Below are 15,132 nucleotides of genomic sequence, written 5' to 3'. Positions count from 1 at the left end.
CACACCCCGAGGATTGCGTGGCGTCAGCACTCAAGCGCGGTTGCCGCTTCATCGTCATCACCTTCGTCCTGCTGCTGGCCGTGGCGGTCGCCGCCGGGCTGTGGCTGTGGCAAGGCCATCGCGGCTTCGCGGACGCGCCCATCGGCGGCGTGGCGGCTGATGCGACGGTTGAGGTCGCGTCGGGCGATGCATTTCCGACGGTGTTGCGCAAACTGCGGGCGGAAGGGGTGTCCTCGGGTACCGACCTGCAATGGCGGCTGCTCGCACGCGAGACCAATACCGCCAGCCAGCTCAAGGTCGGCGAGTACGCGCTGGATCCCGCCCTGACGCCGCGCGAACTGCTCAAGCGCATGCGCGAAGGCCGCACGCTGCAGTACCGTGTCACCATCGTCGAGGGCTGGAACATCCGCCAGCTGCGCGCTGCGCTGCGCAACGCCACGCCGCTGCAGCAGAAGACCGCGGACATGAGCGATGCCGAACTGATGGCGGCGCTGGGCCACGAGGGGCAGCATCCGGAAGGCCGCTTCCTGCCGGAGACCTACGTCTACACGCGCAGCGAGTCCGACCTGGACGTGCTCAAGCGCGCGTACGTGGCGATGGAGAAGACGCTCGAGGGCGTCTGGCAGGCGCGTGCGCAGGACGTGCCGCTGCAATCGGCGGAAGAGGCGCTGATCCTGGCGTCCATCATCGAAAAGGAAACCGGCATCGCCGAGGAGCGTCCGGCCATCGCCGGCGTGTTCGCGCGCCGGCTGAAGCTCGGCATGCCGCTGCAGACCGATCCCACGGTCATCTACGGCATCGGCAGCAGCTACGACGGCAACATCCGCAAGCGCGACCTGCTGACCGATACGCCGTACAACACGTACACGCGAAAGGGCCTCACGCCGACGCCGATCGCCATGCCGGGTGCCGATGCACTGAAGGCGGCGGTGAATCCGGCCGACGGCAATACGCTGTTCTTCGTCGCCGTCGGCGATGGCAGCGGACGCCACATCTTCTCGGCCACGCTCGCCGAGCACAACGCGGCCGTCGCGCGCTATCTGGTCACGCGACGGGAAACGCTGCGCAAGGCGGAAGCGCCATGAGCGAGGCCCTGCTGTCGCAGCCGCGGCTGATCACGCTGGAAGGCGGCGAGGGTGCCGGCAAGACCAGCGCCATTGCGGCCATCCGTGACCGCCTGCAGGCCGCCGGCCATGATGTGGTGCTGACGCGCGAACCCGGCGGCACGCCGCTGGCCGAGCGCATCCGCGAACTGCTGCTCGGTGCACAGGACGAACCGCTGGCCGCCGAGACCGAATTGCTGCTGATGTTCGCGTCGCGCGCGCAGCACGTGCGTGAAGTCGTGCGCCCGGCGCTGCGACGCGGATCGTTCGTCATCAGCGACCGCTTCACCGATTCGAGCTACGCCTACCAGGGTGCCGGCCGCGGGCTGGATCCCGAATGGATCGCCGCGCTGGAACGTCGTGCGGTCGGCCTGAAACCGGGCCTGACGCTGCTGCTCGACCTCGACGTGCGCGAGGGCCGCGCGCGGACCGCCGGCCGCGACCTGTGGCCGGACCGCATCGAGAGCGAACAGGACGATTTCTTCGAACGCGTGCGTGCCGGTTTCCGTGCGCGCGCCGCCGCCGAACCGCAGCGCTTCCGCGTGATCGATGCGTCTCAGCCGCCCGCCGGTGTCGGCGCCGCGGTCGATACCGCCATCGGCGCCTACCTGCGCACGCTGACCGACAGCGACCTGGCATGACGACCGCGTTCTCACCCTGGCAGCAGCGCGCCTACGACCAGGCGGTCGCCGCTCTGGAATCGGGCCGCCTCGGCCACGGCCTGCTGGTCTGCGGCCCCGCCGGCCTCGGCAAGCGTGCCGTGCTCGACCGGCTGGCGCGCCGCGTGCTGGCGCAGCAGCGCGATGCGCAGGGTGAACCCGCGCCGGACGATCGCAGCGGGCGCCTGATCGACGCCGGCACGCATCCGGACCTGCAGGTCATCTCGTTCGTCGCTACCAAGGACGGCAGCAAGCTGCGCACCGAAATCGTCATCGACCAGATCCGCGAGGTGTCCCAGAAGCTGGCACTCACCCCGCAGTACGGTGGCGCGCAGGTGGCCCTGATCGATCCCGCCGACGCGATCAACCGCTCGGCCTGCAACGCGCTGCTGAAGACGCTGGAAGAGCCTGCGCCGAACCGCTACCTGTGGCTGGTCAGCGCGCAGCCGGCGCGCCTGCCCGCCACCATCCGCAGCCGTTGCCAGCGCATCGAGTTCCGATTGCCGCCGCGCGACGAAGCCCTTGCCTGGCTGCAGGCACAAGGCCATATGCCTGCCGATGCGGTACGCGCGCTGGACGCCGCGCGCGGCCATCCGGGCCTGGCCGACGACTGGCTGCGCAATGACGGCCTGGCGCTGCGCGAGGCGGTGGCACGCGATATGCAGCGGCTGGAGAAGGGCGAGATCGGTGTGGTCGAGACCGCACAGCGCTGGGCCAACGACGAGTTGGCCGACGCGCGGCTGCGCCATGCGGCCGACCTGGCGCTGGCGCAGGCGGGGACCGTCGGCTTGACCGATCCGGCCCGATTGAACAAGCTGGCCGCCTGGTTCGACGCCGCCAACCGCACCCGCGATCTCCTGCGGACCACGGTGCGCGGCGACCTGGCCATGGTGGAACTGCTGCTGGCCTGGGCCGGCGGCGATCGCGGACGCGCTGTCGGGGCGCGACGCTGACCGAAACACGGAGACGTCGATGAATGCAGCAGGTGGACGGCAGGGCATCCTGTCGCTGGCAGTGAAGGACAAGGCCGCGCTGTACAACGCCTACATGCCGTTCGTGAAGGGCGGCGGCATCTTCGTACCCACGCCCAAGCGCTACTTTCTAGGCGACGAGGTCTTCCTGCTGCTCACCCTGCCCGAATCCAGCGACCGCCTGCCGGTGGCCGGCAAGGTGGTGTGGGTGACGCCGGTCGGCGCGCAGGGCAACCGCGTGGCCGGCATCGGCGTGCAGTTCGCCGAGAACGGCGAGGGCGAAGCCATCAAGAACCGCATCGAGACGATGCTGGCCGGCAGCCTCAACGGTGAGAAGCCGACGCACACGATGTAAGCGCCCACGGCCCCCGATCGGGCCGTTGTGTCCGACACGTGCGCCAGGCGGGCGTTCCCGAGGGAGGAGTCGATGCACGGAATCAGGCCTGGCCTGCTGTGCCTGCTGCTCCCGACGACGATCGCGCTGTCGAAGGACATCGACATGAGCCCCTGCCAGTACGAATTCGACTTGACCAACGCGGCACTCGGCATGCGCGACGAGGGCGGACCTGGAGGCCACGCTGCCTCTGCGCGCAGAGACCCGGAACGACCCGCGCACGATCTTGCTGCACGCCATCGAGGACGGCCCCTGCTCCGAGGCGGTCCAGAAGCGCCTGTGAGGGCTGCGGCAGACCATCGGCATCGATTCCGTACGAGCGCGACGGTCCGTGCGCGAACGATCGGACCTCCGGCATGAGCGACAACCCCTACGCCCCGCCCGGGCCAGGCGAGCCGGGTTTGCGGATCGATCACTGGATCTATCTGCGCGCGTTCTTCATCGCGTTTGCCGCCGCGACGGTATCGATCATCGTCGTCGATACCGTGATTGAAGGCTACTACCACGGCAACGACATCACCAACGCCCGGCGATGGGCGGGCCTGCTGATTCGCGCGCCCATCGTCGCCGTCGTGCCAGGCGTGCTCGGAGGCCTCTGTGCGAAGTTGCACGTGGTGTTTGCAGGCCTCCTCGGCCTTGTCGCAGGCCCGATCGCCTGGTACGTCGTCGGTGCCTGAGCGCGGCGACGCCGTTCCGGCTAGCGCGCTGGCCGGATGGCCGGTGCATGCTGCGCCATCAGTTCGACGATCCAGTCGATGAAGACCCGCAGCTTGCGGCTGACATGGCGGCTGGGTGGGAACGCGACGTACATCGGCATCGGTTCCAGGTGCCACTCCTCGAACAGCGGCACCAGTTCGCCGCGCGCCACCGGCATGCGCGCCATGTACTGGGGCAGCCACAGCACGCCCAGGCCGGCGATGCCGGCGGCCAGGTAGGCATTGCCGTCGTCCACCGACAGCGCAAGACGGCCCTGTACGCGCAGTTCCTCATCGTCGCGACGCATCGGTGTCATCAAGGGGCTGCCGGTGCGCGAACTGCGATATCCCACGACGCGGTGCGCGGGCTCCTCCAGTGCCGACGGATGCGCGGGCGTGCCGGCGCGCGCCAGATAGGCGGGCGAGGCGTACACGCCGAGCAACAGGTCGCCGACGTGCCGCGCGCGCAAGGACGCGTCGGTGAGTTCGCCGCCGCGCACCACGCAGTCCACGTGCTCGTCGATCAGGTCGACCTTGCGGTCGCTGGCGCCTAGGTCGAGCCGGATGTCCGGATAACGCGCGTGGAATGCGGGCAGGGCGGGGACCAGGATGTGCAGGGCGAACGGGGCGGGCACATCCACGCGCAACCGGCCGCGTGGCGCCTCGGACGCGGTCGACAGGCTGGTCTCAACATCGTCCAGGTCGGCCAGCAGGCGGACGACGCGCTCGTAGTACGCGGCGCCGTCGGCGGTGGTGTTCACCTTGCGCGTGGTGCGGTGGAGCAGCTTCACCCGCAGGTGCGTTTCGAGCTGCTGCACCAGCTGGGTTACCCGCGTCCGGCTGGCCTGCAGCGTGTCGGCCGCGCTGGTGAAGCTGCCGGTTTCCACCACGCGGACGAAGGCCTGCATCGCATCGATGCGGTCCATGCGGACTCCTGGAGGAAGGGGAATTGTCCGGATTCTACAAACAGTGATCCCGCGATCGGCGTGTTTATCCGCCCGGAACCACTCTCTAGAGTGCCCTCCATGCAACGGGCCGCCGGCCCGCAGGAGATTCCCCATGAGCACGCGCGACGTCGTTTTCCCCGCTGGCCGCCAGGCCCTGTATGACCATCATCGCTATTCGGCCGCCGTGCGCTCGGATGGCTTCCTGTTCGTGTCCGGGACGGTGGGTAGCCGCGAGGATGGCTCGCCGGAGCCGGACTTCGAACAGCAGGTGCGGCTGGCCTTCAGCAACCTTCAGGCGATCCTGCATGCCGCCGGCGCCAGGCTGGACGACATCGTCGACGTGACCACCTTCCACACCGATCCGGAGCGCCAGTTCGACACCGTGCTGGCCGTCAAGAACGAGGTCTTTCCTGAAGCGCCCTATCCGACCTGGACCGCGATCGGCGTGAACTGGCTGGCCGGGTTCGATTTCGAGATCAAGGTCATCGCCCGCATCCCCGCGTGAGTCGTGCGCGTCACTCCGCCAGTGCGGCTTCCACGGCCGCAACGGCATGCAGGGCCGTGGTGTCGAACAACGGGACGCGCGCATCGTGCGCGGCCACCAGCAGGCCGATCTCGGTGCAACCCAGGATGATGGCCTCCGCGCCGCGCGCGACCAGGTCGTCCATGATGCGGCGATAGTGGTCGCGCGAGGCATCGCGGATCACGCCACGGCACAGCTCGTCGTAGATCACGTCATGAACGACGCAGCGGTCGTCCGCGGACGGCACGATGACCTCGAGGCCATGCCGTTCCTGCAGGCGCTGCCGGTAGAAGTCCTGCTCCATGGTGAAGCGGGTACCGAGCAGGCCGATGGTGCGATGGCCGGCCGCCAGAATGGACGCGGCGGTGGCGTCGGCGATGTGCAGCAACGGGATCGGCACGGCCGCTTCGATCTGCGGTGCCACCTTGTGCATGGTGTTGGTGCACAGCACCAGCAGGTCGGCACCGGCCCCCTGCAGGCGGCGCGCGGCGTCGGCCAGCCGTTCGCCCGCGGCATCCCAGTCGCCGTCGCGCTGCAACTGTTCGATCTCGTGGAAGTCGACGCTGTACAGCACCACCTTCGCCGAATGCAGTCTGCCCAACCGCGCCTTGATGCCTTCGTTGATCTGGCGGTAGTACGGCACCGTCGATTCCCAGCTCATCCCGCCGATCAGTCCGATCGTCTTCATGCGTGTTCCATCGCCCGTGTGTGCAGGCTGGGATTATGCGGGCTGACGCGCAGGCGAGGGTTGAGCGGTTTGAGCGGTGGGGGTCGGTTGCGTTGAAGGTGGTCCGATCCGTGTCGCTAGGTCGCGGCCTCGGCAGGATCGAACATCGACACGCCGCCGATGGTGGTCGCCGGCACTTCGTCCTGCAGGACGTCCCAGTGTTCGGCCAATCGGCCGTCTTCGATGCGGAAGATGTCCACCACCACCTGCGGCGCATCGCCCCAGCCGCGGATGCGCCCATGGATGGCGACGCGGTCGCCCTCGGCGATCATCATGCCGGGTTCGTAGTGCACGTCCGGCGACAGCGTTTCGACCAGCGACTGCAAGGCGTCGCGGCCCTGCGGGATATCCGGGTTGTGCTGGATGTAGTCGGCGGCATACAGCCGCGCGACGGCCGACGCATCACGGTGCTGGAACAGCGAGGTCATCGCGTCGAGCACCAGCGCCTTGTTGCGCTGCGGCCGATCATCGTTGGTCGCCACCGCAGGCCGCGTGACCGTGATCGTGCCGGTCATGCGCAGGAACGGCCCACCCGGCAGCGTCGCGTGCGAGTGGACCAGTCCGCGGTCGTAGTCCTGCACGTTCGTCACCGTCGCGCCGCTCTGCTCCTGCCAGCTGACGGCGAACAGGCTGTTGCCGAGCGGCACGACATGGATGTCGACCACCTCCGTGCGCGCGAATGGGCCGGCCTTGATCTCGAACCTGAGCTGCGTCAGCGACAGCAGCGTCAGGCTGACCCGGAAATCGGGATAGGCCACGTCCAGTTCCATCCCCACGGGGAAACCGTCCTGCGACATCGTCATCTTCCTTCGGGTACGTCATGGAACGAGGACGAGCGGATCCGGGACGGCCGTGCGCGCTGCGCCAGGTCGGCCCGGTCCCGTCGTCCCGGCGGGATCAGGCGGCCTTGCCGGGTACCGGCGTATTGAGCAGCTGCTGTTCCCACAGGTAGGCGATGCCGCTGCCCGCGGCGTGGTGCTTGAACACGTCGGTCAGCTCCGCGGCGTGCTCGGTGCGCGCCCAGTCGCGCTGCCATTCGGCGGCCAGCGCCACCCACGTCATCATGTTCGCGCCGGCCGCGATCATGCGCTGGATCGCCACCTGGTGCGCCTCGACGGACACGGCACCGCAGGCGTCGGTGATGACGGTGACGTCCCAGCCTTCGCCCAGCGCCTGGATCACCGGCATGGCCACGCAGATCTCGGTCCACAGGCCGGCGATGATCAACTGCTTGCGGCCCGTGGCCTTGACCACGTCCACCACCTTGCGGTCTTCCCAGGTGTTGATGAAGGTGCGGTCGATCACGTCCTGTTCCGGAAACACGTCGGTGATCTGCGGGAAGATCAGCCCGCCGCGCTCGGCGATGACGCTGGTCAGGATGGTGGGGACGTTGAACACTTTGGCGACTTTCGCCAGGGCGGTGGAATTGTTCACCACGGCCTGCGGATCGTGGCTGTTGAGGTTGGCCAACTGGTAGGGCTGGTGGTCGATGAGCACGACGACGGAGTCTTCGGGTCGGAGTAGCGATGCAAGGCCGTTGCGGAACGTCATGGGGGCATCCTGTGGTGAGGGAGATGGGCGAAGAACACGCATGCCAAGGCGGCGTGTTGCCGGCGGGAACCTTGTCATCCCGTTCCGCGACGCGGTAGCGCCGCCCCGCGCCAATCTGTGTCGCGCAACCCGGAACGCCCCGACGTGCCGGTTTGTGTCAGGCTGTAGTGCGCCAACAGGAACACCATCGTGGATATCGAGGAACTGCGCACCTTCGTGGAAGTCGCCGACGCCGGCGGCGTGTCGCCCGCCGCGCGCCGGCTGGGCGTCTCCAAGTCGATCGTCAGCCGGCGGTTGGCCAGGCTGGAAGAGGCGCTTGGCGCCCAGTTGCTGGCGCGCACCACCCGCGGTGCCGCGCTCACCGAGGCCGGCGCCATCTTCCGTGAGCATGCCGCGCGGGCCTGCAGCGAGATCGATACCGCCCGCGACACGATCCTGCCTGCAGGCGACCTGCGTGGCCGCCTGCGCGTGGCCGCACCACTGTCGTTCGGCCCGACCCACTTCGCGTCGGTGTTCGCGGAAATGGCGCGGCGCCATCCGCAGCTGCACGTGCATACCGCCTACAGCGACCGTTTCGTCGACATCGTCGCCGAGGGCTTCGATTGCGCCATCCGCGTGGGATACCTGCAGGATTCCAACCTGATCGCGCGACGCGTCGGGCCGCTGTACGGGAAGCTGGTCGCCAGCCCGGACTACCTGCGGACGCATGGCGCGCCTGAAACGCCCGACGACCTGGCCGATCACGAAGCGCTGATGCAGGGCACGGAGGCCTGGCAGTTCCTCGATGGCGATCGCGTCATCACCGTGCATCCACGGGGTCGCTTCAAGGCCGACAACGGCACCGCGTTGATCGCCGCCGCGGTCGCGGGCCTCGGCATCGGCTGGCTGCCCGACGGGCTCACCAACGAGTACGTCGCGTCCGGGGCACTGGTGCCGGTAATGACGCGCTATCCGCCACCGCCGGCCGGCATCTACGTCATCCGCCCGCCGGGTCCGCATCCCTCGTTGAAGGTGCGCGTGCTCACCGAACTGCTGATCGCGTGTTTCGACGAGGCACCGCATCTGGCGGATGTCGCAGGCTGAGCACCGGGGGCGTGGCGCAGCATGCGATGAGCATGGATCGGGACATGCTCCGCGAGACGGAACCTTCGTGCGTGCCGTCACGCGACAGGGGCGGCATGGGTGGCAGCGCTGCGAGGGTCGGGTGATGCGGAAAGAGACCAGGTCGCCCGTCCGCCTGCGCCCGTGTCGCTGTGCAGTGTCTATCCGTAGGTAAATAAGCACGGCGTCCATCGGATCCGCATATGGAAAACGACTCGATAATCAAGCCTGCGTGTTCACATCCGTGATGGCGGTCAAGGCGGCTGGTGGCCGATGAACGGCACATCCTCTGCGACGCAGGAAACACGCATGAATTCGCGTTTCTTCACGCCGCATCCACGTACGCCAATCTCAGGTAAAGGCGGTTCATGAGGGTCAAAACTCCGTCGGAAACGCCGTTATATTCCGACCTCCACCCGAAGGAGGATTCGAATGTTCAAGACCCAACATCACCTGTCGATGGCGCGTACGCTCGGCGTTGCGCTCGTCGCCGCCCTGAGCCTCTCCGCTTGCGCCACTTACGACGATGAGTTCGCAGGCATCAACTCGCGCCTCGACCAGCTCGACACGAAGGTGCAGGGCGCGGCCCAGAGCGCCGAATCCGCCAACCAGTCCGCCCAGCAGGCCAACCAGCGGCTGGACCAGATCGAAGGCCGCGTGCAGCGGCTCGAAACCGCGCCGCGCCGCGTGCCGCGCGGCTGATCGCGTTCGCGCCGCATGGCGTGAACCCCGGACCCGGTGGCCTTGCCCGGCCACCGGTCTCCTTGCCCGATCCGATGCCCGTTCCGAGGAGCCTCGCCATCCGCATGTACCTGCACCCTGCGATCCGGACCATGGGGGGCGCGCTGGCGTTCGCACTGGCGTTCGCCAGCTTCAGCGCGTCCAGCGCCGAGAAAGCCACGGCCGGGAAAGTCGCCGACGAAAAAGCCAGCGCCGACAACGCCAGTGTGCAAGTGGACAACGGCGCCGACCGGCTGCCACAGGGGCAGGACGTGTCCGACACGGTGATCCAACTCGCCGGCTGGGTTGTCGCAAGCAAGGACAACCAGGGCTATCCGTTCGTGATCATGGACAAGACTGCCGCGCAGATCCTGGTGTTCGGTGGCGACGGCCGTCTTCGTGGCGCGGCACCCGGACTCTTCGGTTCGGGGATCGGCGACCACACCGCGCCCGGTGTCGCCGGGCTCGCGCTTCGCGAAATTCCTGGACGGGATCGCACCACGCCCGCGGGGCGCTACGTCGGCGGTTACGGTCCGTCGATCGATGCCGGACGCGTGCTGTGGGTGGACTACGATTCCGCGGTCTCGATGCACCCCACCGCGACCGTGCCGGGCGAAAAGCGCGCCGAACGCCTGGCATCGCCTTCGCCGGACGACAATCGCGTGACCCACGGCTGCATCAACGTGGAGCCCGGGTTCTACGAGCAGATCGTCCGTCCGACGCTGGAAAAGGGTGGGGTGTTCTACATCCTGCCGGAGAAGGATTCGATGGCGGAGACTTTCCCGGAGTTCGAGCAGAGCCGGGCCGCCACGAAGGGCGGCAGCGGAAAACGCGCACGGTCTTCCCGCCGTTAAACGGCGTCACTCCCAGCCTGCAACGCGACGCCAGCCGCGCCAGGCGCGCGCGACTTCCGCGGCGTTTCCGTCGTGACCGGGAAAGGTTCGCGATCACCGCGGTGCTATCGGTTTCGATGCGCACGCAACGCGAGCGCCGGGCGCCTTCCGTTTTCTCGCCCACGCCGCATACGTCACCCTGACGGGCATCGATGCCCGGCGGCGCGTCGCGCGCAGGCTGGGCCGGCCGACGTCATACCCAAACAGCAGGGGCGAACAGACCCATCGACTGCGGGTCGGAACGTGCGTTGCGCTCCGTCCTGTTGCCTTGTCGAACGCGCATGACGTTCCGCGGGTCGCTTACGCAAGTGGGCGTGCGGCTGCGCTCAGTCCGTTCAATGCAGATCGGCCCTGGTTTGCGGGTCGACCCGGTGCGGGCGTCGACCGATGCCCGCGCGCACCGCCACCGAATGCTTCCGGATCGTCGCCGCGTGGCTTAAAGGCTTCTTAAAGTCGCGTGGCGACACTGCATCGCGGTTATCGCGCGATTCCGTCCTGCGCCGTGCCGCATGTCCGGCGCCGCTGGCGGTCCGCGCATCCGTCCTTCTCCCCAACGAGGCAACCGTCATGGCAGGCTGGACCACATCCGACATCCCGTCCCAACTCGGGCGAACCGTGCTTGTCACCGGAACAGGCGGCATCGGCTTCCATGTCGCCATGGCGATGGCGCGAGCCGGTGCCACGGTCATCGTGGCAGGCCGGAACGCCGCCAAGGGCGCGGCCGCCGTCGAGCAGATAAGCCGGTCGCTGCCCCGAGCACGGGTGCGCTTCGGGGCGGTCGATCTCGCCAACCTGGACTCGATCGAGACCTTTGCCGACACCGTGCTGCGCTCGCATGGCAGCCTGGACCTGCTGGTCAACAATGCGGCGGTGATGACGCCGCCCCAGCGGAAGGAAACCGCCGACGGGTTCGAGTTGCAGCTGGGCACCAACCATCTGGGCCACTTCGCGCTCACCGCGAGACTGCTGCCGCTGCTGCGCGAAGGGCGTGATGCGCGTGTGGTATCGCTGTCCAGCATTGCCGCGCGCAACGGTGCGATCGACTTCGACGACCTGCAGTCGCGCCGTCGTTACGTGCCGATGGCCGCCTACAGCCAGTCGAAGCTGGCGTGCCTGCTGTTCGCATTCGAGTTGCAACGGCGGAGTACGAAGGCGGGGTGGGGCATCCGGAGCATCGCGGCGCACCCGGGCATCTCGCGCACGGACCTGCTGCCCAACGGTGCAGGCCCCCGCAGTCCGCAGGCATTGGCCAGGCGCTATCTGTGGTTCCTGTTCCAGCCCGCCGAACAGGGCGCGTTGCCGCCGTTGTACGCCGCGACCGCGCCGACGGCACAGGCAGGCGGGTACTACGGTCCCGACACGTTGAGCGAGACACGCGGCCATCCGGTTCCGGCGAAGGTGCCGACGCAAGCGGAGGATGCCGGTGTCGCCGAGCGCCTGTGGCAGGAATCCGAGCGCCTGACGGGCACGACATTCGGCAGTCGCCACGCGCAAAGCGCGTAGCGCGCGAAGGCGCGGAGCCGCAGTCATTCCATCGTGCTGTGGCGCGGTCGGAAAAAAGGATCCTTGAGCGATCCTGGATCCACTGCGTCCAATGCCGGAACGGTACGTCTTGATGCGCAACGGCGATTGCCGCCATCGGAGGGTATAGTCGATCCGTCGTGGTCGGAACGATGGCGGGTTCACTGCACCTGCGCGGGCGATGCGGCATCCGGATGGCTTTCTTCCGCGAGGAGCGAAACGATGCGTAAGGGATCGCAGCTGTTGGTCGATGCGCTGGAGAACGAGGGCGTTGACCGCATCTTCGGCGTGCCGGGCGAGGAGAACCTCGACTTCCTCGAGTCGCTTCGCACCTCGCGCATCGAACTGGTGCTGACGCGCCACGAGCAGGCCGCTGCCTTCATGGCCGCCACGCATGGTCGACTGACCGGCAGGCCCGGCGTCTGCCTGGCGACGCTCGGCCCGGGCGCGTTGAATTTCTCGACGGGCGCCGCCTACGCCCACCTCGGTGCGATGCCGATGATCCTGATCACCGGCCAGAAGGCGGTGATGAGCGCCAGGCAGGCGCGTTTCCAGATCGTCGACATCGTCGCGTCGATGAAGCCGCTGACCAAGATGACGCGCCAGATCGTCAGCGCCGGGGCGATCCCGGCGACCGTGCGCGATGCGTTCCGCGTGGCGATGGACGAGCGGCCGGGTCCGGTGCACCTGGAACTGCCGGAGGACATCGCCGCCGAGGAGGTCGATGACGCGCCCGTCATTCCGATCCATCCGATCGAACGCGCCATCGCGCCGGAGACGGCGATCGACAGGGCCGTGCATGCGGTGCTCGCGGCCAAGCGGCCACTGGTGATGATCGGTGCGGCCGGCAGTCGCCCCTGGCTGGCCGATGCCCTGTCGGGCTTCGTGTCGCGCACCGGACTGCCCTTCTTCAACACGCAGATGGGCAAGGGTGCCGTCACCGGCGGCTCCAATCTCTACATGGGCACGGCGGCATTGTCGGAGGGCGATTACGTGCACGAAGCGGTTGCACGTGCCGACCTGATCGTCGCCATCGGCCATGACACCGTGGAGAAGCCGCCCTTCCTGATGCAGCACGCCGGCGGGCCGAAGGTCATCCATGTCGGCTTCCAGTCCGCCACCGTCGAACAGGTCTACCACCCGGACATCGAGGTGATCGGCGATATCGGCGCCTCGGTCACGGCGCTGGCCGAACGGCTCGAAGGCCGGTTGTCCGGCGATGCGGGCATGCTGGAACTGCGCCAGAAAATCCTCGCCCGCCTCAACGACCGCGCCGACGAGGACCGCTTCCCGCTCACGCCCCAGCGCATCGTCCACGATGTGCGCGAGGTCATGCCCGATGACGGCATCGTCTGCCTCGACAACGGCATGTACAAGATATGGTTCGCGCGCAACTACCGCACCCATGTCGCCAACACGCTGCTGCTCGACAACGCCCTGGCCACGATGGGCGCCGGCCTGCCGTCGGCGATGATGGCGGCGATGCTGTACCCGCAGCGGCGCGTCATGGCGGTCTGCGGCGACGGCGGCTTCATGATGAATTCGCAGGAGATGGAGACGGCCGTGCGGCTGGGGCTCAACCTGGTCGTGGTCATCCTCAACGACAGTGCCTACGGCATGATCCGCTGGAAGCAGGCGGTGGATGGATTCGAGGATTTCGGGATGCGCTTCGGCAACCCCGATTTCGTGCGGTATGCCCAGGCCTATGGCGCGAAGGGATCGCGGGTGACCTCGGCGGAGAGCCTGGTGCCGACCCTCGAGGCCGCGTTCGCCGGTGGCGGCGTGCATCTGGTCGACGTGCCGATCGACTATGCCGAGAACACGCGCGTGCTGGTCGATGAGCTGCGCAACCGCACGCCCGATCTGGACTGCAAATGAAACGGAGGAAGTCCCCATGCTGACGGTCGTACAGGCCTTCGACCGAGCACCGATCACGGAGCTCGCCACGGACGATGCGGCGGCACTGGAGCGCAAGCTGCATGCCGCGGAGCGCGTGTTCAAGCACCGCGACGGCTGGCTCAAGCCGCACCAGCGTGTGGCGATCCTGCGCAAGCTGGCGGCGCTGATGGACGCTAGGCGCGACCATCTCGCGATGCAGATCGCGCGCGAGGGCGGCAAGCCGTTGCCCGATGCCATCGTCGAAACCAATCGCGCGATCGATGGTGTGCACAATGCGGCCGACGAACTGCGCAATTTCGCCGGCCGCGAAATCCCGATGGGCCTGTCGGCCGCGGCGGAGAACCGCTGGGCGTTCACGACCAAGGAGCCGATCGGCATCGTGGCGGCGATCTCGGCGTTCAACCATCCGCTGAACCTGATCGTCCACCAGGTGGCGCCGGCGGTGGCGGTCGGCTGTCCGGTCATCATCAAGCCGGCGACGGCGACGCCGCTGTCCTGCCTGGAGTTCGTGGCGCTGCTGCACGAAGCAGGCCTGCCGGAACCCTGGTGCCAGACCTTCCTGCCCGACGGCAACGAACTCGCGGAGACACTGGCGACAGACCGGCGCATCGCCTTCCTCAGTTTCATCGGCTCCGCCCGGGTCGGCTGGTCGCTGCACGCCAAGCTCGCCCACGGCGCGCGTTCCGCGCTGGAACACGGTGGCGTCGCGCCGGCCGTCGTCGACCGCAGCGCCGATCTCGGAAGGATCATCGAACCGATCGTCAAAGGCGGCTACTACCATGCCGGCCAGGTCTGCGTGTCGACGCAGCGCGTGTTCGTGCACCAGGACATCGCCGACGACTTCACCGGGCAACTGATCGCACGTGTCGAGGCACTGCGCACGGGCGACCCGACACTGCAGGACACCGAGGTGGGGCCGCTGATCCTGCCGCGCGAAGCGGACCGGGTCGCGGAATGGATCGAAGAGGCCATCAAGGGCGGTGCGACGCTCGCGACCGGTGGAAAGCGCCTCTCCGCGACGACGCTGCAGCCGACGGTGCTGCTCGATCCGCCGGCCGATGCGCGGATATCGATGCAGGAGGTATTCGGTCCTGCGCTGGCGGTCTACCGCTACGACGACCTCGACGAGGCCATCGCCCGTGCCAATGCCTTGCCCACCGCGTTCCAGGCGAGCGTCTTCGCCCAGGACATCGGCGTAGCCATGCGCGCCGCGGACCGCCTGGACGCATCCGCCGTGATGATCAACGACCCCACCGCCTTCCGCACCGACTGGATGCCCTTCGCGGGACGCCGGGAATCCGGCTACGGTACCGGCGGCATTCCCTACACCATGCGCGACATGACGCAGGAAAAGATGATCCTCATGCGCAGGAGCTGAGGATTCCCGCGGGCCGGATTTCGGAAGGCGTCCGGCCACCGATCCCCAGA

16 protein-coding genes are annotated in these 15,132 nt (G+C 67.9%); 12 read left to right on the top strand and 4 right to left on the bottom strand.

Translation table 11 applies throughout. The features are described 5' to 3' along the window. Positions 1-17 precede the first annotated feature (17 nt). The 5 genes from mltG (at position 18) to ACGHX3_RS12150 (ending at position 3,804) form a co-directional block, all read left to right on the top strand. The gene (mltG, locus tag ACGHX3_RS12170; protein WP_394695123.1) at positions 18-1,085 is read left to right on the top strand and encodes an endolytic transglycosylase MltG; all 1,068 of its coding nucleotides are present in this window, start codon (positions 18-20) and stop codon (positions 1,083-1,085) included. Continuing rightward, positions 1,082-1,744, top strand: coding sequence for a dTMP kinase (tmk, locus tag ACGHX3_RS12165; RefSeq protein ID WP_162336396.1), 663 nt, complete (start codon positions 1,082-1,084; stop codon positions 1,742-1,744). Before mltG ends, tmk begins: the two co-directional genes overlap by 4 nt. Then, complete coding sequence (locus ACGHX3_RS12160; protein ID WP_394695122.1) at positions 1,741-2,715, top strand: DNA polymerase III subunit delta'; 975 nt, start codon at positions 1,741-1,743, stop codon at positions 2,713-2,715. Before tmk ends, ACGHX3_RS12160 begins: the two co-directional genes overlap by 4 nt. Before the next feature lie 19 nt (positions 2,716-2,734). Further along, positions 2,735-3,088, top strand: coding sequence for a PilZ domain-containing protein (locus ACGHX3_RS12155; protein WP_162336398.1), 354 nt, complete (start codon positions 2,735-2,737; stop codon positions 3,086-3,088). Positions 3,089-3,483: 395 nt separating this feature from the next. After that, the gene (locus ACGHX3_RS12150) at positions 3,484-3,804 is read left to right on the top strand and encodes a hypothetical protein (RefSeq protein ID WP_394695121.1); all 321 of its coding nucleotides are present in this window, start codon (positions 3,484-3,486) and stop codon (positions 3,802-3,804) included. A 20-nt stretch (positions 3,805-3,824) separates the two neighbouring features. Here ACGHX3_RS12150 and ACGHX3_RS12145 read toward each other — a convergent pair whose 3' ends face one another. Continuing rightward, positions 3,825-4,748, bottom strand: a complete 924-nt coding sequence (locus tag ACGHX3_RS12145; RefSeq protein WP_394695120.1) for a LysR substrate-binding domain-containing protein — start codon at positions 4,746-4,748, stop codon at positions 3,825-3,827. A 133-nt stretch (positions 4,749-4,881) separates the two neighbouring features. On the opposite strand from ACGHX3_RS12145, the gene ACGHX3_RS12140 reads away from it, so the two are divergent. After that, a complete protein-coding gene (locus ACGHX3_RS12140; protein WP_394695119.1) occupies positions 4,882-5,274 on the top strand; it encodes a RidA family protein in 393 nt (130 codons plus the stop codon). Positions 5,275-5,284: 10 nt separating this feature from the next. Here the strand turns inward: ACGHX3_RS12140 and ACGHX3_RS12135 are convergent, their stop codons facing one another. The 3 genes from ACGHX3_RS12135 to ACGHX3_RS12125 form a co-directional block, all read right to left on the bottom strand. Next, positions 5,285-5,980, bottom strand: coding sequence for an aspartate/glutamate racemase family protein (locus tag ACGHX3_RS12135; RefSeq protein ID WP_394695118.1), 696 nt, complete (start codon positions 5,978-5,980; stop codon positions 5,285-5,287). 116 nt (positions 5,981-6,096) lie between these two features. Further along, positions 6,097-6,816, bottom strand: a complete 720-nt coding sequence (locus ACGHX3_RS12130) for a MoaF-related domain-containing protein (RefSeq protein WP_394695117.1) — start codon at positions 6,814-6,816, stop codon at positions 6,097-6,099. A 100-nt stretch (positions 6,817-6,916) separates the two neighbouring features. Next, positions 6,917-7,570: a hydrolase gene (locus ACGHX3_RS12125; protein ID WP_313928366.1), complete on the bottom strand. Its 654-nt coding sequence runs from the start codon at positions 7,568-7,570 to the stop codon at positions 6,917-6,919. A gap of 189 nt (positions 7,571-7,759) precedes the next feature. Between ACGHX3_RS12125 and ACGHX3_RS12120 the strand changes: the two genes are divergently transcribed. The 6 genes from ACGHX3_RS12120 to ACGHX3_RS12095 all read left to right on the top strand — a co-directional run bounded on the left by ACGHX3_RS12120 (position 7,760) and on the right by ACGHX3_RS12095 (position 15,082). After that, positions 7,760-8,653 (top strand): LysR family transcriptional regulator, encoded by an 894-nt coding sequence (locus tag ACGHX3_RS12120; protein WP_213604893.1) that lies wholly within the window; start codon positions 7,760-7,762, stop codon positions 8,651-8,653. Between the two features lie 450 nt (positions 8,654-9,103). Beyond that, positions 9,104-9,373: a hypothetical protein gene (locus ACGHX3_RS12115; protein WP_162336405.1), complete on the top strand. Its 270-nt coding sequence runs from the start codon at positions 9,104-9,106 to the stop codon at positions 9,371-9,373. Between the two features lie 104 nt (positions 9,374-9,477). Then, on the top strand, positions 9,478-10,245 hold the full coding sequence (locus ACGHX3_RS12110; RefSeq protein WP_394695116.1) for a hypothetical protein: 768 nt from the start codon (positions 9,478-9,480) through the stop codon (positions 10,243-10,245). Between the two features lie 426 nt (positions 10,246-10,671). Beyond that, positions 10,672-11,787, top strand: coding sequence for an SDR family oxidoreductase (locus ACGHX3_RS12105; protein ID WP_394695115.1), 1,116 nt, complete (start codon positions 10,672-10,674; stop codon positions 11,785-11,787). Positions 11,788-12,027: 240 nt separating this feature from the next. Then, positions 12,028-13,683 (top strand): acetolactate synthase large subunit, encoded by a 1,656-nt coding sequence (locus ACGHX3_RS12100; protein ID WP_162336407.1) that lies wholly within the window; start codon positions 12,028-12,030, stop codon positions 13,681-13,683. Positions 13,684-13,699: 16 nt separating this feature from the next. Continuing rightward, positions 13,700-15,082 (top strand): aldehyde dehydrogenase family protein, encoded by a 1,383-nt coding sequence (locus ACGHX3_RS12095; protein ID WP_394695114.1) that lies wholly within the window; start codon positions 13,700-13,702, stop codon positions 15,080-15,082. The last annotated feature ends 50 nt before the right edge of the window (positions 15,083-15,132 follow it).

Source organism: Pseudoxanthomonas japonensis, assembly GCF_043632995.1.
GTDB classification, from domain to species: Bacteria; Pseudomonadota; Gammaproteobacteria; order Xanthomonadales; family Xanthomonadaceae; genus Pseudoxanthomonas_A; species Pseudoxanthomonas_A japonensis.
Note: the sequence above shows the minus strand (reverse complement) of the source record. Positions and strands in the feature narration are given on the sequence as shown.